The sequence below is a fragment of the Mycobacterium sp. IDUB_17 genome (assembly GCF_055419465.1).
This window is the reverse complement of sequence record NZ_JBVAXS010000003.1, coordinates 534,925-553,231: the sequence shown is the minus strand read 5'-3', so window position 1 is coordinate 553,231 and position 18,307 is coordinate 534,925. Positions and strand designations below refer to the sequence as shown.

Here is an 18,307-nt window from a genome sequence, read left to right as displayed (position 1 = left end):
CGTGTCGTTGGCTTAGAGGTTCGGTTAGTCCGTCTCGTCGGGGAACGCGTTCGCGATCTTCCCGGTGCGCAGGCTGCCGTCCAGGTATGCGGAGCGGCAGGCCCGGCGGCCGATCTTGCCGCTGGAGGTACGCGGGATGGCGCCCGCCGCGGTCAGCAGCACGTCGCGCACGGTGACACCGTGGCGCACGGCGATCGCCGCGCGGATGTCGTCGGTGATCGGGCCGACTTCGAGCTTGTGGGAGCCGGGCGCCCGCTCGGCGACGATGACCAGCTGCTCGGAGCTGTCGTCGGCGTCGCGGTGCAGCCCCGCGTGCGCGTTCTCGAACACCTCGTCGGGCAGCTGGTTGGCCGGCACCGAGAAGGCCGCGACATATCCGGTGCGCAGCGCCTTGCTGGCCTCCTGCGCCGAGTACTCCAGGTCCTGCGGGTAGTGGTTGCGGCCGTCGATGATCACCAGATCCTTCACGCGGCCGGTGATGTAGAGGTCACCGTCGTAGAAGGCACCGAAATCGCCGGTGCGGACCCAGGTGGCGTCGTCTTCAGCACCCTCGGCGTGTGACGGGCTGGTCCGCGATTTGAGGGTGTTCTGGAAAACCTCGATCGATTCTTCGGGCTTGCCCCAATACCCGGTGCCCATGTTCTGGCCGCTCATCCAGATCTCGCCGACCTGTCCGTCGGGCAGCTCCGTCGCGCTCTCGGCGTCCACGATGACGGCCCACTCCGAGACGCCGACCCTGCCGGCCGATGCCTGGGCAACCGCCTTGATCGAATCGCCGTCCACCTCGACGATGCGGCCGCTGTTGAGCTCGTCGCGGTCGACGGAGATGATCTTCGGCTCTTCGGCGGCCGGTGTGGTCGACACCATCAACGTTGCCTCGGCCAGACCATAGGACGGTTTGATGGCCTTGGCCGGGAAGCCGAACGGGCTGAACGCCTCGTTGAACCGGCGCACCGTGGCCGCCGAGATCGGCTCGCTGCCGTTGAGCACAGCCTTCACATTGGACAGGTCGAGCGGCGCGCCATCCTTGGGGACACCGCGGGCCGCGGCGTGGTCGAACGCGAAGTTCGGGGCCACCGAGATGACACCGCCGGTGTCGCCTTCCTTGCGGGCCATCTCCCGGATCCAGCGCTCGGGCCGGCGCACGAAGGCGGCCGGGGTCATGAAGGTGAAGTAGTGGCCGATCATCGGGGCGATCAGCCCGGTGACCAGACCCATGTCGTGGAAGAACGGCAGCCAGGACAGGCCGCGATCGCCCTCCTCACCTTCGAGCGCCTCGACGATCTGCACCACGTTGGTGGCCATGTTCAGGTGGGTGATCTGCACACCGGTCGGGATCCGGGTCGATCCGGAGGTGTACTGGAGGTAGGCGATGGTGCTCTCGTCGACGTCCTTGAAGTGGACCCAGGTGGCGGCGACGTCATCGGGCACGGCGTCGACGGCGATGACCCGGGGACGCTGGTTGGCCGGCCGGCTGCGGAAGAACTTGCGGACGCCCTCGGCGGCATCGGTGGTGGTCAGGATCGCCGACGGGTGGCAGTCGTCCAGCACCGCATGTAGGCGGCCGACGTGTCCGGGCTCGGACGGGTCGAACAGCGGCACCGCGACGCGGCCGGCGTAGAGCGCGCCGAAGAAGGCGACGAGGTAGTCGAGATTCTGCGGGCACAGAATGGCGACGCGGTCACCGGGCTGGGTGACCTGCTGAAGCCGGGCGGCCACTGCCTTGTTCCGGGCGCTGAACTGGGCCCAGGTCAGGTCGCGGGCGACGCCGTCACGTTCGGTCGAGAAGTCCAGGAAGCGGTATGCCAGCTTGTCAGCACGAACCCTGGCCCAACGCTCGACGTGCTCGACGATGCTGGCGCCGTCAGGGAACTTGATCTGACCGTCCTTGATGAACGGATTGATGAACGGCATATAACTCTCCTGTCAGAGCGGTACTCGTCGCGTTGGCGCACGTCACTGGCGGTGCGTCGCAGCCACTCGGCGGCCGGTACGTACCCAAACCCGGACGATCGTACCGGGCTGCCGATCCGCGCCCACGAATCAGCTGACGGCTCTATCAAACCCACTACTCACGCGCGATGCTCTTATTTTTCTCTTAATGTTAAGGGACCGTGATGGTCCCGACCAAATCCGCCGCGCGAGTCGTGACCCGGGCGTGTTCGGTGTCAACCGTGCTTGGGATGCGGCGCGTTGTCCACCATGTCTTTGGCCCAGCTCAGCGTCCACTGCGTGGCGGTCTGCCCGTTCTCCACCCAGAACTGCGGGGTGTTGTACAGGGCATGCACCGGCCCGGCCGCACTGCCGGTCAGTGTCTCCAGGGTCTTGGGCAGGTTGAAGATCGAGAACGCCTCCTCAGGCGCCGAGCAGATCAGATCGCCCTTGCCGCAGATCTGGTTGGTCCGGTTGTTCAGCGCACCGAATCCGCCCTGCCGCGGGCCCGTCATCGTCAGGCCCATCTCGGACAGCACCGGCAGTTCGTGCAGCGTGATCTCGGCACCCTGCCCCGGCGGATTGGGGCCGACGTCCTGCCCGACGCCGAGTTCACGGCGGCCGTCGGCGATCAGCGTCACACCCAGCACGAGGTCCTCGTCGACCGGGCCGCGGCCGTTGCCGATGTCGCTGGCCAGGTCACCGCCGATCACCGCGCCCTGCGAGAAGCCGGCGATCACGTAGCTGGTCAGCGGGCAGCGGTCGTTCATATCCGTCATCGCCTTGACCGCGGTGCGCTTTCCCTCAGCCCGGCTGTCGTTGTACGACATCTGCTTGTCGGCGGCGAACGGGTTATGGAACTGCGCGGTGTAGGGAACCGTGTAGACCTCGAGGCGGTCCGTCCCGAACTGCTCGGCCATCGGCCGGCTCACGTTGCTCATGAGCGACAGCGGGAACTGCGTCGGGTTGAACGGGTCGTCCTGCGGCGAGGACTCCCAGGTGCCTGGAATCGAGACCAGCATCACGTCTGGGCAGTCGGCGGACTGGAACTCCGGGCGCGGCTTACGCGTCGCCGACGGACCCGGCACCCCGGCCGGGGGCTGGGCTGACGGCGGCACCGACGGGGTTTCGGGACGACGCATGTAGATCACGACCATCGTCACCACGAGCACCACGACGAGAGCCATCACCGCGGCAGCGATCAGGGCCAGGATGCGGTGACGCTTCCGGCGGCTGGCATTTTTGGCCATGGGTTACTGGGGCTCCTCGCGTGCGGTGCGGTGATCTGCTTCTCAGCAGAGATGTTCGGTGGCGGTTCGGATGTAGTCGGTGGCGGCGGTGTCGATCTCGCCAGGTGTCGGGCTTTCCTGACCGGAATGGGCCGCCCGGACATCGCTGCGCACCAGCGGCAGGACGAATTCTCGCACTGCCTGGTCATCCTGCTTGGCGGCGCGGCCCTGGCACACGTACGACCCGATCGACAACGCCAGCAGCTCACTGGACGGGGTGATCCCGGCGGCCTTGAGCTCGTCGAGGTAGGTGCGCTGCTGCGAAGTGACGGCCAGATCACCGCTGCGGTGTGGGAGAGGCTGCGCAGACACCGCCTGCGGCTGCGCGCCGTTGATCTGTGAGGTGGGCAGAGCCAGCGGCGCCATGATGTCACCGCCCGCATCGCATGCCGTGAGCAACGACGCAGCGGACACCGCTACCACCAGGGTGGCCGACCGTACCGAGTGCTGCACGCTTCCACCGTACCGGCTGGTGAAAAGTGTCCCGGCGCAGCTGATTCGCAGTTCCAGCGACCTTCTACTTGATGGTCGCGACCAGTTCGCCCGACATCTGCGCCAGCTGCGGGGCCCAGCTGCCCCAGTCGTGCTGGCCGCCGGCGGGCATGTCGAAGTGCCCGTTGCTGCCGCCGACGGAACGGTAATGCTGGTAGAACGACCGGTTGCTGCCCTGCGCCAGATCGCACACGCCGATCATCGCGGCCGGGTCGCTGCATGTCAGCGCGGCCGGGCTGTACACCCACAGCCGGGTGTTGGCGTCGGCCAGCAACTGCACGTGAACGTCGGGGTCATGCCACTTCCAGCGGCCGAGCTGTGGGGCTCCCCACATCCCGTAGCTGTCCACGCCGCCGAACTTCGCCATCCCGTCGGTGATCGCACCGTTGACGGTGGTGGCCGAGGGGGTCAGGAAACCCGAGAGCGATCCGGCGAAGCGGAACCGGTCGGGGTGGAATGCGGCCAGCGTCACCGCCGCGGTACCGCCCTGCGAGGCGCCGACGATCCCGTGCCCGTTCGGGGCCAGACCCTTGTTGGCGGCCAGCCAGTCGGGCAGCTCGGCGGACAGGAAGGTCTCCCACTGCTTGCTGCCGTCCTGCTCCCAGTTGGTGTAGAGGCTCCAGGCTCCGCCGGCCGGGGCCGCCACCGAGATGCCGCGGCCGGCCAGAGTCGACATCGCATGGCCGGCGTTGACCCAGTTGCTCACGTCAGGGGCCGCGTTGAACGCGTCGAGCAGGAACACCGCGTGCGGCCCGCCACCCTGGAATGCCACCGGGATGTCGCGGCCCATCGCGGCCGACGGGACCATCAGGTATTCGACACCGTCAGCCCGGGCCGGGGCGCTCGTCGTCGCCGACACGGCCCAGAGGGCAGTACCGAGCACCGGGGCCAACAGGGCCAGCAGCATCGCCCGCATCAGACTCAACGCACGTCTCATCATCAACCTCTCATGCTGCCGGTCGTTCGAAAGTGCCCCCGCACACGTAACCCGCGTTGTAGTGAACCACATCGCAACCACAGCAGGGGCCCAGAAACGGCCGACGGCGGCGATCCGTGAGGATCGCCGCCGTCGTCCGTATATCTATCCGGCCGCTCAGGCGGTCGGGGTGGCGCCCAGGACGCGCTGCAGGTCAGGCTTCATGGCCTGCAGCTGCTGGCCCCAGTAGGCCCAGTTGTGCGTACCGCTCTGCGGGAAGTTGAACACGGCGTTCTTGCCACCGGCCGCGATGTACTTCTCCTGGAAGGTGGAGTTCGTCCGGCAGACGAAGCCCTCGAGGAACTTCGCGGGCATGTCGGCGCCGCCCAGCTCGCCCGGCTTGCCGTTACCGCAGTACACCCAGAGACGGGTGCCGTTGTTGGCCAGGGTCGCGACGTTCTCCGTCGGGTCGTTGGCCTTCCAGGCGTTGTTCGGGTCGCCCGTCGAACCCCACATGTCATCGGCCTTGTAGCCACCGGCGTCACCCATCGAGACACCGATCAGCATCGGCCACCAGCCCTCAGACGGGTTCAACGTGCCCGACAGCGAGGACGCGTAGATGAACTGATCCGGGTGGCGAGCCGACAGCATGAGCGCCGACGAACCGGCCATCGACAGACCGACCACAGCACTACCGGTCGACTTCACGTCCTTGTTGGCCGCCAGGTACGCCGGGAGCTCCTGGGTCAGGAAGGTCTCCCACTTGTAGGTCTTGCAGCCGCCGTCCTTGCTGCCACACGCCGGCTTGTACCAGTCGGTGTAGAAGCTGGACTGGCCACCGACCGGCATGACAACCGAGATGCCCGAGTTCAGGAACCACTCGAACGTCGGGAGTTCGATGTCCCACCCGTTCTGGTCTTCGCGAGCGCGCATACCGTCGAGCAGGTACAGCGCAGGTGCACCCGCTCCACCGCTCTGGAACTCGACCTTGATGTCACGCCCCATCGCTGCCGACGGAACTTCGAGGTACTCGACCGGTAGGCCAGGTCGAGACCAGGCCCCGGCGGTCGCCGAGCCGCCCACGACGCCAACCAGGCCAGGCAGCACGGCCGCTGCCGCTGCCGCGACCGTCAGCCGACGCGACAAGCCGCGCATCTTCCCAACGAACTTCATACCGCTCCCTATCTGAATCTCTTCTTCGTATTCCGCACATCGATGTCAGGACCGACGTAAGCGGCTCACGTGCCCGTGTAGTCAACCACACGAATGCGTGATGCTTCTCTTCAGCAGTTGTCGTCCCTGGTCGCCCCTCAGCCGTTGATGGTCGCGATCAGGTCTGGTTTCAGGGCCTGCAACTGAGCCGCCCAGTACGGCCAGGCATGGTTACCCGCCGACGGGAAATGGAAGCTCGCATTGCCGCCGCCCGCCTTGGTGTAGGCCTCCTGAAAGTCCTTGTTGCTCTTGATCGCCAGCGTCTCCAGACTGCTGGCGCTCATCGCGAGGTTCGGGTCGGAGCCCTCGTCGAGCCCGGTGGCGCCGCCGGGTGCGCAGTACACCCACAGCCGCGTGCCGTTGGCCACGATCTTGGCCACCTGCTTGACGGGGTCGTTGCGCTTCCAGGCGCCGTCCCAGGGCAGACCCCACATGTTGTCGACGTTGTAGCGACCCGCGTCGAGCATGGCCACACGGATCGCCTGCTGCATGAGCAGTGACGACGGGTTGAGGAATCCCGACAGCGACGCGGCGTAACTGAACTGACCTGGGTGATAGGCCGACAGGATCAACGCGGCACTGCCCGACATGGACAACCCGACCACGGCGTTGCCCGTCGCGGACACCTGCTTGTTGGCGGCCAGATAGGCCGGTAGCTCCTGTGTGAGGAACGTCTCCCATTTATAGGTATAGGTCTGCTTGTTCAGAGTCGACGGCGAATACCAGTCGCTGTAGAAGCTGGACTGCCCGCCGACGGGCATCACCGTCGAGAGGCCGGAACCGTAGAACCACTCGAACGCGGGGGTGTTGATGTCCCAGCCGCTGAGGTCATCCTGCGCGCGCATGCCGTCCAGCAGGTAGACCGCCTTGCTCGGCCCGCTGGGCGAAGTCGCCGGGGCGGGCTGGGCCGGCGCCCCCTCTGTGGTGCCCGCCGGGGCGGGCGCTGATGCCGGACCCTGGAACTGCACGCGGATGCTGCGCCCCATCGACGGCGAATACACGTCGAGGTACTCGACGGGCAGCCCCTCGCGGGAGAACGCCCCGGCAGGCGGCGCAGCGGCGAGCGCCCCGACAGCGGGCAGCATCGCGATCGCGGCGGTAGCCGTCAGAAGGCGCCGGCCCCATCGACGCGTGACGGAGACACCAGAGGTCAGCATCGGTTTTTTCGTACCGTCCATTCAAGATCTGTGCACAGGCTCGTCTGGGTATCGGCGCTAGCACGCCCAGCGTTACCAACCACACAGATTCAGTTCAGACAGCCTTACGGCCCCGTGGCCGGCATCCCCGTGTACGGCGGCTTCTTGGGCTCGGGAACCGGTAGACCGCAGCGCTTCAGGTCATAGAGCGGCACCCGGTCGATCCGGTACTTCGTGAACTCGTAAGCGTGCGCCAGGTTGGACAGGAACCGCCGCGGGGTCATCTCGCCGCGCACCGAGCTGAGCATCGACTCGGTGGCCGGGCAGGCCAGCGCCGCCTCGGCCTGGGCGATCCATTCCTCGTCCAGATAAGCCGGGATGTAGGGCCTGGTCTTGAGGAACGGCCCCTCGGCCACCGCCCAGTCCGGGAACAGGTTCTTGTCGTGGCCGATACGGCCGTCGGTCAACCGTTGGGTGTGCATCGCCAGCGGGTTCGTCAGGCCGATCTGGTCGATGACCCGCACGTCGAGCCCGACGTTCATGCCCAGCATGCCCATGTTGGTGAAGAACACGGTGTGCGGGGTGGCCAACGCCCGCCGTTCCGCCGGGGAGAGATCGGGCGGGGGCGGATAGGCCGGGACGACGTCCCACACGTCGTAATTGCCCGACGGCAACAACAGTGCCCCGTCGGGGGTGTTGTTGATGGCCGTCAGCACCGCACGCATGCGCGGGTAGTCCAGGTAATCGGCAGCGGTCAACGGGTGCGCGTGACCGGTGGCCTGCGAGTAGAACCGGCGCTCGTCGACGATGCCGGTGTAGGTGACCCGCGTACCGTCGGCGCCCAGGCCGGACGAGTTGGCCGCCCAGATCGACCAGCCCACCACCGCGGCCCACAGCACGCTCGTGGCCGCGGCGAGCAGGTAACCCGTCTCCCTGGTGAACTTGGTGCCGTCGGGCAGCACGACGGGGATCACCGCGACGGGCATCAGCATGCAGAACAGCGGCGTCAGCAACACCCGGCCGTGCATGAAGTCGCCGCCCTGGCGCACCCAGTAGATCGCCTGCAGCAGCCCGCTGAGGAACATGAAAAGCACCACGGCAGCCGGACTTTGAACGGTCCGGGCCAGCCAGCCGTAGCCGCGGGGCACCTGATGGCGCACCCACCACGGCCGGGTCCTGGTGGTCAGCAGGACGGCGCTGAGCGCGGCCAGCAGCATCACCGGTACCCACAGGAGGTACGGCTGGTTGAAATTGGTCAGATAGGTCAGGCCCTGGGACCACTTGGATCCCGACGCGTCCTTGGCGACCGCGGTGCCCGGCACCATCAGCCCGTAGTAACCCATCCGGAAGATCTGGTATGCGACCGGCAGCAGTCCGCCGGCCACCACGATCAGGACCCGGCGACGCCAACCGCGCGCCGCGATCAGCATCATGACCAGCGCGCCACCGCCGATCAGCGCCAGCTCGGGGCGGATCAGCACGCTCAGCCCGGCGACGGTGGCCAGTGCCCCCTCGAAGTACCGGCTCGAGACCGGATCGGGCGCAGCCTTCGGGCTGCCACGACCGACCGTTTTGGGAGCCGCGCGCAGAGCCTGCGACCAGCACACCATCATCCACCACAGCAGACCCAAATAGGCCAGCACCAAACCATTTTCGAGCCCCGAGGTGGCGAAGTCGCGGGCGGGCGGGACCGCGATGTAGACCAGTGCACCAGCGGGCAGCAGCAGTGCGCGGCGGCCCTGCAGGCTCGGGGCATACAACCGGCCGGTTCCGAGCATCGCCAGTACGACGCCGAGCACGCTCAGCGTCAGCGCGAACGCCAGGGCCACGTACTCCATCCGGACCGGGCCGCCGAGCCATGCGCCCAGCGTCACCAGGTAGGTCCACACCGTGGAGGTGTTGGCCTCGATCCGCTCACCCGCGTTGAAGACCGGGCCGTTGCCCGCCAACAGGTTTCGCACCGTGCGCAGCACGATCAGGCCGTCGTCGGCGATCCAGCGGCGCTGCCAGGCACCCCAGCCGAACAGGCCGGCGACCACGACCACACTCACCCACAAGCTGATCCGCACCGTGATGTCGTACGGAAACACCGGCCAGCGCGCCAACCGGTCACCCACGCCGCCCGCCAGGCGGCGCAGAGTAATTCGGTCAGCTGAAGTAGATGGCAGCACCGATGGTTCCGATCCACGCCAGGAACAGGACCTGCAGCACTCGGTCTTTCAGCGCGATCTCCTCTGGCTCACCGGCGATGCCACCATCAATGTCAACCGCATAACGCAGGATCGCGATCGTGAACGGAACCATCGTGATCGCGTACCACGAAGCATCCTGGCCATCGAGGCCCAACGCATCATTCGCACTGTCGCGCCCGAACGCCCACAGGCCGTAGCAGACCACCATCGCGGTGGCCGACAACGTCCACACGAAACGCAGGTAGCTGCTGGTGTAACTCTCCAGCGACTTGCGGATCTTGGCACCGGTGCGCTCGGCCAGTTGCAGCTCGGCATAACGCTTTCCGGCCGCCATGAACAGCGAGCCGAAGGCCATGACCAACAGGAACCACTGCGACAGCGGGATGTCGGCGGCCACACCACCGGCGATCGCACGGAGCAGGAACCCCGAGGACACGATGCAGATGTCGAGCACCGCCTGGTGCTTGAGCCCGAAGCAGTACGCCAACTGGATCGCGATGTACACCGCCATCACCAGTGCCAGATCCGGTGTCAGCAGCCACGAGATACCCAGCGAGGCCAGCGCGAGCACGATCGCCAGCGTGTAGGCCAGCCACTGCGGCACCACGCCCGCGGCGATCGGCCGGAACCGTTTCGTGGGATGGGCCCGGTCGGCCTCGACGTCACGCGCGTCGTTGATCAGGTAGATCGACGACGCGGCCAGACAGAACACCACGAACGCGATCGACACCTTGTAGGCGAGGTCGGCGTAGTCGTACTCGATTCCGCTGCCGACGGCGGCCAGCGGCGCCGCCAGCACCAGCAGGTTCTTGATCCACTGCCGTGGCCGCAGCGCCTTGATCAGGCCGGTCGCCAGATTCTTGGGCGGACCGGCCTCCGGCTGCGCTTCCTCACTCATTTGGCCACAGTCTCCTTCTGCCCGACACCGGCAGTTTTTCCGACCACAGAACCCACGACCGTCCCGACAGCCACGCCGGTCAGTACGTCGGTGGGATAGTGCACGCCCAACACCAGGCGCGACAGCGCCATCGGCACGACCAGCAGCGCCCGCACCGGCAGGCCCGTGGTCCGGGCCAGCAGAACGGCCGCCGCGGCGGTCGAGGTGGCATGTGCCGACGGGAAACTCAACCGGCTCGGTGTCCCGACGTTCACGGCGATGTCGGGGTGGTGCGGCCGCTCCCGGCGCACCACCCGCTTGATCAGGACCGCGGCGGCATGGGCGGCAAAGGCGCCGACGCCCACAGCGATCCATGACTTGCGCTTGGCGGGCTGGGCCAGGGCACCGACGGCCGCGAGCCCGAGCCAACCCAGGCTGTGCTCACCGAAATGCGACAGCGCACGGGCGCCGGCCAGCACGCCCGGCCGGGTGGCCAGGGCGGACTGCACGGCGACCAACACGGCGTCCTCGCCGCGCGGGGCATCGGTCATGTCAGTTTTTCTCCGCCGACTCGCTCAGCAACACCGTCTCCCACTTCTGGGTGCTGGTCAGCACCGGCAGCGCCTCACGATAGACCTTGCGCATCCGGTCGAACTGACGGACCACACGTAACTGCTGACGCACCGAGGCGCGCAGCAACGCGAACATCTTGGCTCGGTCGCGCTGCCGGTACACCACACCGCGGCCATCGGCGGTCGTGACGGTGACCCCGTCGGCGCGACACAGTGAGAACCAGCGGGCGTCCTGGGTGGCCACGTTGATCTGCGGCCGGACATGGGTTTCCGGATCATGGCGGCGCATTTGGTGCACCACACCGCGGGCCAGGTTCACCACGATCGCCGGCTTGGACACCGGGATGCTGATCTTCCTGCGCTTGAGATCCGAGGCCGGCGGCAGTTCGGTGGCCCCGGCCAGCACGACGGCATCAGGGAACTGCTGGCGCATCGCGCGGATGTCGGGCAGGGCCGACTCCAGGATGGAGAAGACGTGCTCCGGGCCGGCCAGGAAATCCTCCATGGCCCGGTTCTGAATGGCGACAGTCGAATATTCAAGGCACAGAAGGTGTTTGAACGTCGCCTTGAGATGGCTTGCCATCAGCCCGCGGACGTCGCCGTCCCAGTGCATGGCCGACACCACGAGCCGGTTGCGCAGGTGGAAGTAGGCCTGCCAGTCGATCGCGTCGTCCTTGTCGCTCCAGGCCATGTGCCAGATCGCCGCACCCGGCAGGGTGACGGTGCGGTAGCCGTGCTCGGCGGCGCGCAGGCCGTACTCGACGTCGTCCCACTTGATGAACAACGGCACCGGCTGGCCGAGCTCCTCCGCGACCTGCCGCGGGATCATGCACATCCACCAGCCGTTGAAGTCGACGTCGACTCGGCGGTGCAGCAGCTTGCTGCGGTCGGACTCGACGTCGTCGAGCGCATGCTTGGCGAAATCGTGGTCGTACTCGGCGTTCGGCGCCGCCGACCACATGAAGTTCGCCCGGTCCACCATCTCGCCCATGATGTGCAGGTGCGAGGGCTCCTGCAGGTTGAGCATCTGACCGCCGACCAGAATCGGCTCCTTGGCGAACCGGTTCATGGCCAGGGCACGCAATATCGAATCGGGTTCGATGCGGATGTCGTCGTCCATGAACAGGATCTGCTCACAGTCGGTGTTCTTCAGCGCCTCGTACATCACCCGGCTGTAGCCGCCGGACCCGCCGAGATTGGGCTGGTTGTGGATCGTGAGCCGGTTGCCCAGCGCGGCCGCGGCGGGCTCGAAACCGGGGTGGTCCTTGGCTTTGCTGGTGCCCTGATCGGACACGATGACCGCACCGACCACCTCGTCCACCAACGGATCCGAGGTGAGGGCGGCCAGAGCATTGACGCAGTCCGAGGGCCGGTTGAAGGTCGGGATGCCGACGGCGATGTTGGCCCGGCCCGGCGCGGGTGAGGGCGCGTACCAACCGGCACTATGCACCCGCACCGCGGAGTTGGTGGTGATGTCGAACCAGATCCAGCCGCCGTCCTCGAAGGGCGCCAGGTCGATCTCGAATTCCACCACTGCGGGTTCGGTGGACTCGCCACTGGACACCGGGGCGCCGCCGACGGTGATCCGCGCGCCGGTGGCCTTGGACCGGTAGACGTCGACGCGGGCGCTGCCGGTCAGCTCGACGCGCAGCACCACCGATTTCAGGCTGGACCAGCGCCGCCAGTAGCTGGCCGGGAAGGCGTTGAAGTACGTGGCGAACGAGACCTCGGATTCGGTGCCGATCTCAAGGGCGGTGCGGGTCGGCGCATGTGCCCGACGGGCATTGGTGTCCGATTCCTTGATGTAGAGCTGACGGACGTCCAGCGGCTCGCCCGGTCGCGGCAGGATGACGCGGGCCAGCAGACTGACGGCCCGCGATTCCCCGGCGTCGAGCGCGCCGGATGGGATGTCACTCATGCTTTGCTGCTTTCCTTCTCGGTTTCGGTGACCAGCGGCGCACCGTCAGCCAGGTGCGGTGCCAGGGTGTTGTCGTACATGCTCAGCGCACTGGCGATGGCCATGTGCATGTCGAGGTACTGGTAGGTGCCCAGCCGGCCACCGAAGAGCACCTTCGCCGACGCGGTCTCGTTCTTGGCGCGGGTCCGGTAGGCGGCCAGCAGAGCACGATCGGCCTCGGTGTTGATCGGGTAGTACGGCTCGTCGGCTTCTTCGGCGAATCGCGAGAACTCCCGCATGATCACCGTCTTGTCGGCCGGGTAGTCCCGCTCGGGGTGGAAATGGCGGAACTCGTGGATGCGGGTGTAGTCCACATCGGCGTCGTTGTAGTTCATCACGGGCGTGCCCTGGAAATCTCCGGTGTCGAGCACCTCAAGATCGAAATCCAGTGTGCGCCAGCCGAGCCGGCCCTCGGAATAGTCGAAGTAGCGGTCCAGCGGACCGGTGTAGACCACCGGAGCGTCCGGGTTGGCCGTGCGGAGTTCGTCGCGGACGTCGAACCAGTCGGTGTCCAACCGCACCTCGATGCGGTCGTCGGTGGCCATGTTCTCCAGCCAGGCGGTGTATCCGTCGACCGGCAGGCCCTCGTACGTGTCGTTGAAGTAGCGGTTGTCGAACGTGTAGCGCACCGGCAGCCGGGTGATGTTGGCCGCCGGCAGCTCGCGTGGGTCGGTCTGCCACTGCTTGGCGGTGTAGTGCTTCATGAACGCTTCGTAGAGCGGGCGGCCGATCAGCGAGATGGCCTTCTCCTCGAAGTTGGCCGCCTCGTGCCCGGCGATCTCGCTCGCCTGCTCCTTGATCAGCGCCCGGGCCTCGTCCGGGGTGAAGTAGCGCCCGAAGAACTGGGAGACCAGGCCAAGCCCCATCGGGAACTGGTAGGCCTGGCCGTCGTGCATCGCGAAGACCCGGTGCTGATAGCCGGTGAAGTCGGTGAACTGCCGCACGTAGTCCCACACCCGTTGGTTGGACGTGTGGAACAGGTGGGCCCCGTACTTGTGGACCTCGATACCGGTCTGCGGTTCGGCTTCCGAGTAGGCGTTACCGCCGATATGCGGACGGCGTTCGATAACAAGGACACGCTTGCCCAGTTGCGTCGCCACGCGCTCGGCGATCGTCAGACCGAAGAACCCGGAGCCGACGACGAATAAGTCGAAATGGCCGCTGGACTGGTCTGTAGCGACCCGGGGAGATAAGGACGTCATCGGCAGCCAGGGTATCCGACCACGCCCCTGTGCCCCGAATTCAACGAAGGGCCCAGGTCGCAATTCGCTCACGATTCAATATCGTCACTTCAGACCCATGAGTCACAGCCTTAACATCGATCTCGTTGGCACTCATGGGCTTCACACCATCTGGTCCGGAATGCCGACGGAGCAAGAGGAAATGCACCACCCCGCTATGTGAAGTGCACGTCCTAGCAGCAACAAATTGAGGAGACTTCCGTGCCGAACCGCCGTCGACGCAAGCTCTCGACAGCCATGAGCGCAGTCGCCGCAGTGGCAGTCGCAAGTCCAGTCGCCCTAGTTGCCATGTCGCAGCTTTCCCCCGCGCCACAGGAGCGCGAGTTCACCCAGGCCGCACTGGTCACCGACCTTCCCGGTGAACTGATGTCCGCACTGTCGCAGGGCCTGTCCCAGTTCGGCATCAACCTGCCGCCGATGCCGAACAGCCTGCTGACCGGCTCGTCGCCGACGCCGACCCTCGGCTCGCCGACGCTGACGTCACCCGGTCTGGCGTCCCCGGGCCTGACGTCGCCGGGGCTCACCGCACCGGGCCTGACCGACCCCGGGCTCACCTCGCCCGGACTCACGTCACCGGGGCTCACGTCACCGGGGCTGACCTCCCCCGGCCTGACCTCGCCTGACGCCTCGCTGATCAGCCCCAACGGTCTGTCGCCGAGCTTGACCTCGCCGACGGCCGGCCTTCCGGCCGCACCGGGTGGGCTGACCAACCCGGCGCTCACCGCGCCGACCGGCTCGCTGACCAACCCGGCACTGACGCCGGCGGGCGCCGTGCCGGGCGGGCTGACCACCACCCCCGCTGGACTGGGCGGTGGGGGCCTGACCTCGCCGACGGGCCTCGACCCGTCGCTCTCCGGCGGCCTCGGCGGCCTGGGCGCCCCGGGCGAGGTGCCGATCTCGGCTCCGATCGGGCTGGATCCCAGTGCGGGGACCTACCCGCTGCTGGGCGCCGATCCGTCGCTGGCCGCGATGCCCGCCACCGGCGGCGGCGGTGGCGGCCTGTTCGGCGACCTGTCCAGCGCTGCCAACCAGCTCGGCGCCGGCCAGGCCATCGACCTGCTCAAGGGCATGGTCATGCCGGCGATCACCTCGGCGATGAAGGCCCCGGCCGCCGCGGTGCCGCCGCCGGCCCCGGCCCCCGCGCCGGTCCCGTAACAAAGGCCCTACTGGAAGAACGGCACCGCAGAAGCCATCGGCTCTGCGGTGCCGTTGCCTGTGAAAGACACGCGGGGACCGTGTCGAAACATTCGCAACATCTGACTCATACGTAACATCAGTCCGTGCAGTCCCGCCGTTCCGCGCCGTCGATTCTCTTCACCGCACTTGCGGCGACGGTCGTGATCGTGCCCTGGGCGATCGCCGGATCCGAACATGGCAAACAGCCCAATCCATCTGACGCTGCACCACAACTCACACAGCAACCGCTCGACAATCTCGCGGTCGGCGAGAGTGTCCGCGAGATCCATCAGGACACCCCGTTCTCGATGGTCGCGCTCACCTCACCGGACCTGCGCGGAACCTCCGCCCGGGTCCGGGCCCGCAAGGACGACGGCACCTGGGGCCCCTGGTACCAGGCCGAGAACCTCGACGGCGTCGGCGCCGACACCCCGGGCCCACGGGGCACCGAACCGGTGTTCGTCGGGCGCACCAACACCGTGCAGATCTCCGTCACCCGCGCACCGCAGGCCCCCACCCCGCCGCCCGGAAAGCCCCGGCCGGCCAAGCCGGCCCTCGGCTATGTGCCCGCCAACGTCGAAGCGCCCATCGGCCAGAACGTCACCGCGGTGCTGATCAGCCCGCCCCAGTCCCCCGTCGACGTCGGACCACTACCGATCGCCGCCATCAACCCCGGCCAACCGCCGACCATCATCAGCCGGGCCCAGTGGGGTGCCGATGAGTCGATGCGATGCGGAAACACGGTGTACGACAAGGGCATCCGGGCCGGCATCGTGCACCACACGGCGGGCAGCAACGACTACGCCCCCGAGGATTCAGCAGGCATCATCCGGTCGATCTACGAGTACCACACCCGCGAGCTCGGCTGGTGCGACATCGCCTACAACGCCATGGTCGACAAGTACGGGCAGGTGTTCGAAGGCCGCGCCGGCGGCATGGACAAGCCGGTCGAGGGTTCGCATACCGGCGGCTTCAACATCGACACCTGGGGTGTGGCGATGCTGGGCGATTTCGACGTCGTGCCACCCACCGAGATCCAGGTGCGCAACACCGGCCGGCTGTTGGGCTGGCGACTCGGCCTCGATCACATCGACCCGCGCGGCACCGTCGTACTCACCTCCGCGGGCGGATCTTTCACCCACTTCCCGCGCGGAGCGACCCCCACCCTGCCGACGATCTTCACCCACCGCGACGTCGGTATCACCGACTGCCCCGGCAATGCCGCCTACGCCCAGATGGACCACATCCGCGACATCGCCGCCCGGTTCAACCAGCCACCCGGCCCCGCGGACCTGGCCGAACAGATGCGCGGCGGCGCGATCTACGCCCGGTGGCAGGCCGAAGGCGGTGCGAACGGACTGCTGGGCAACCCGACCTCGCCGGAGTCCGCCGGTGCCGGTGCCGCCCGCTACGCGACCTTCGAGCACGGCGCCGTGTACTGGTCACCGGAGAGCGGCGCCGAACCGGTGACCGGCGCCATCTACGAGGCATGGGGCTCGCTCGGCTTCGAGCGCGGCGCGCTGGGCCTGCCGACCAGTTCCGAGATCCCCGAACCCCAGTGGATCGTGCAGAACTTCCAGCACGGCACGCTGAACTTCGACCGCGAGAAGGGCACGGTCACCCGTGTGGTCGACGGTGTCCCGGTGGAACTGCCGCCGCCGCCACCCGATCAGCAGCCGGTGCAGCTGGAGCGCTTCACCCCGATCACCTGAGCGCTCGGCGCGTCAGGACCACCAGCGTTCCAGCACCCGGGCCACCCCGTCCTCGGCGTTGGTCACGGTGACCTCGTCGGCCGCGTCCACCGCCTCAGGGTGGGCATTGCCCATCGCCACACCGCGCCCGGCCCAGCGCAGCATCGGTATGTCATTGGGCATGTCGCCGAAGGTCACGACATCGGCGGCGGTGAGCCCCAGCGGAGCGGCCAACTCCTCGACACCGGTGGCCTTGCTGATCCCCAGCGGCAGCACCTCGATCAGACCGTTGTTGGTCGAATAGGTGATATCACCTATTCGACCAACGTGTTTGAGCAGCTCGGCAGCCATGTCAGCACTCCGCGCGCCGGCCTTTCGGATCAGCAGCTTGACCGCGGGAGCACTGAGCAGATCGTCGACCGACACCTCGGTGTTGTCGGGATTGAGCCAGGCGTGCTCGTACCCCGGTGAGCTGACGAACTGCGGAGTCGCCGCGTCATGCGCGGAGGCGCCCACCCGCTCCACCGCCAGACCCGCTCCCGGAATCACCCGGGTGGCGATCTCGGCGAGCTCACCGAGCACGTCGGACGAGAGCGTGCGCGCCGACACGATGCGGTCCGTGGCCGGGTCGTAGATCACGGCACCGTTGGCGCACACCGCCATCGGGGCCAGGCCCAGTCCGTCGACCACCGGCGCCACCCACCGGGGCGGCCGTCCGGTGGCCAGGACGAACGTCGCGCCCGCCTCGACCGCCGCCTGGACCGCCGCACGGGTGCGCGGCGTGACCTTCTCGTCCTCGTCGAGCAGCGTTCCGTCCACGTCGGTGGCGATCAGCCCCGGCGCCCGCTCGGCACCTGTCACTTTTTTCCCGTCGCTTCACGCTCGGCACGCTTGCGCGCGCGGTCGGCCAACTCGGCCTCGTCCAGCCGCTTGGCCTCAGCCAGTGTCGGCGCACTGCCACCGAGTCGGTGGGGAACCCAGTATGCCCCCGCCGGCGCGGGATAGTCCCGCTGAGCCAGGTCCAGGAGTGCCGACATCCCGGCCCGCAGGGTGTCATCGATCTGGGCCACCGGACCCGTCGCCGTGATCGGCTCGCCCACCACCACACTCACCGGAATTTTCTTGCGCCCCAGCGACTTCGGGTGGTCCTTGGTCCAGATGCGCTGCGCGCCCCAGACGATCAGCGGAATGATCGGCACACCGGCCTCCAGGGCCATGCGCGCCGCACCGGTCTTGAAGTCCTTGAGCTCGAAGGCGCGACTGATCGTGGCCTCCGGATACACCCCGACCAGCTCGCCGCGGCGCAACGCGTCTACCGCCTCCGCGTAGGCGCCCGCGCCTGCTCTGCGGTCCACCGGGATCGTGCCGGTGTGTTTGATCAGGTAGCCCACAGGCTGCACCTGTTCCATCTCGGCCTTGATCATGAACCGCATCCGGCGGCCGCGTTCGGTCGCGGCCATGGCGGCAGGCAGGAAGTCCACGTAGCTGGTGTGGTTGATGGCGATGACAGCACCGCCGGTGGCGGGCAGATTGCCCACCCCGCGAAAGGTGATCCGGGTTCCGGTGGCCCGCACTGCGAGCCCGGCGGCGATCTCCAAGCTTCGGAAAACCGGTTCCATACGCG

At 67.4% G+C, this 18,307-nt stretch carries 15 protein-coding genes; 2 read left to right on the top strand and 13 right to left on the bottom strand.

Features of this window, described 5'->3' with window-relative positions; all coding sequences use genetic code 11:
- Positions 1-24: 24 nt before the first annotated feature.
- The 11 genes from fadD32 to glf all read right to left on the bottom strand — a co-directional run bounded on the left by fadD32 (position 25) and on the right by glf (position 13,777).
- Positions 25-1,914: a long-chain-fatty-acid--AMP ligase FadD32 gene (gene fadD32, locus ACZYZ7_RS15645; RefSeq protein WP_135459428.1), complete on the bottom strand. Its 1,890-nt coding sequence runs from the start codon at positions 1,912-1,914 to the stop codon at positions 25-27.
- A gap of 254 nt (positions 1,915-2,168) precedes the next feature.
- Complete coding sequence (culp6, locus tag ACZYZ7_RS15640; protein WP_463741275.1) at positions 2,169-3,182, bottom strand: carboxylesterase Culp6; 1,014 nt, start codon at positions 3,180-3,182, stop codon at positions 2,169-2,171.
- 42 nt (positions 3,183-3,224) lie between these two features.
- Positions 3,225-3,674 (bottom strand): hypothetical protein, encoded by a 450-nt coding sequence (locus ACZYZ7_RS15635; RefSeq protein WP_135459430.1) that lies wholly within the window; start codon positions 3,672-3,674, stop codon positions 3,225-3,227.
- Between the two features lie 64 nt (positions 3,675-3,738).
- Positions 3,739-4,650 (bottom strand): alpha/beta hydrolase-fold protein, encoded by a 912-nt coding sequence (locus ACZYZ7_RS15630; protein WP_450071444.1) that lies wholly within the window; start codon positions 4,648-4,650, stop codon positions 3,739-3,741.
- A 156-nt stretch (positions 4,651-4,806) separates the two neighbouring features.
- The gene (locus ACZYZ7_RS15625) at positions 4,807-5,802 is read right to left on the bottom strand and encodes an esterase family protein (protein ID WP_135459432.1); all 996 of its coding nucleotides are present in this window, start codon (positions 5,800-5,802) and stop codon (positions 4,807-4,809) included.
- A gap of 137 nt (positions 5,803-5,939) precedes the next feature.
- Entirely contained in the window at positions 5,940-6,998 is a 1,059-nt protein-coding gene (locus ACZYZ7_RS15620; protein WP_463741274.1) for an esterase family protein, read from the bottom strand.
- Positions 6,999-7,102: 104 nt separating this feature from the next.
- Positions 7,103-9,145 (bottom strand): flagellar motor control protein ZomB, encoded by a 2,043-nt coding sequence (gene zomB / locus ACZYZ7_RS15615; RefSeq protein WP_463741420.1) that lies wholly within the window; start codon positions 9,143-9,145, stop codon positions 7,103-7,105.
- On the bottom strand, positions 9,126-10,067 hold the full coding sequence (locus ACZYZ7_RS15610; RefSeq protein ID WP_463741273.1) for a decaprenyl-phosphate phosphoribosyltransferase: 942 nt from the start codon (positions 10,065-10,067) through the stop codon (positions 9,126-9,128). Before ACZYZ7_RS15610 ends, zomB begins: the two co-directional genes overlap by 20 nt.
- Positions 10,064-10,597 carry a phosphatase PAP2 family protein gene (locus ACZYZ7_RS15605; protein ID WP_463741272.1) on the bottom strand — a complete coding sequence of 178 codons (534 nt, stop codon included), beginning with the start codon at positions 10,595-10,597 and terminating at the stop codon, positions 10,064-10,066. The genes ACZYZ7_RS15610 and ACZYZ7_RS15605 overlap by 4 nt, the downstream gene beginning before the upstream one ends.
- A gap of 1 nt (position 10,598) precedes the next feature.
- Entirely contained in the window at positions 10,599-12,536 is a 1,938-nt protein-coding gene (locus tag ACZYZ7_RS15600; RefSeq protein ID WP_463741271.1) for a glycosyltransferase, read from the bottom strand.
- On the bottom strand, positions 12,533-13,777 hold the full coding sequence (gene glf, locus ACZYZ7_RS15595; RefSeq protein ID WP_463741270.1) for a UDP-galactopyranose mutase: 1,245 nt from the start codon (positions 13,775-13,777) through the stop codon (positions 12,533-12,535). Before glf ends, ACZYZ7_RS15600 begins: the two co-directional genes overlap by 4 nt.
- Before the next feature lie 240 nt (positions 13,778-14,017).
- Between glf and ACZYZ7_RS15590 the strand changes: the two genes are divergently transcribed.
- Positions 14,018-14,971 carry a hypothetical protein gene (locus ACZYZ7_RS15590; RefSeq protein ID WP_135459438.1) on the top strand — a complete coding sequence of 318 codons (954 nt, stop codon included), beginning with the start codon at positions 14,018-14,020 and terminating at the stop codon, positions 14,969-14,971.
- 125 nt (positions 14,972-15,096) lie between these two features.
- On the top strand, positions 15,097-16,704 hold the full coding sequence (locus ACZYZ7_RS15585) for an N-acetylmuramoyl-L-alanine amidase (RefSeq protein ID WP_463741269.1): 1,608 nt from the start codon (positions 15,097-15,099) through the stop codon (positions 16,702-16,704).
- A gap of 12 nt (positions 16,705-16,716) precedes the next feature.
- On the opposite strand, the gene ACZYZ7_RS15580 is transcribed toward ACZYZ7_RS15585, so the two are convergent.
- Positions 16,717-17,544, bottom strand: a complete 828-nt coding sequence (locus ACZYZ7_RS15580) for an HAD family hydrolase (protein ID WP_463741268.1) — start codon at positions 17,542-17,544, stop codon at positions 16,717-16,719.
- Positions 17,541-18,302 carry a lysophospholipid acyltransferase family protein gene (locus ACZYZ7_RS15575; protein WP_463741267.1) on the bottom strand — a complete coding sequence of 254 codons (762 nt, stop codon included), beginning with the start codon at positions 18,300-18,302 and terminating at the stop codon, positions 17,541-17,543. Before ACZYZ7_RS15575 ends, ACZYZ7_RS15580 begins: the two co-directional genes overlap by 4 nt.
- Between the last annotated feature and the right edge of the window lie 5 nt (positions 18,303-18,307).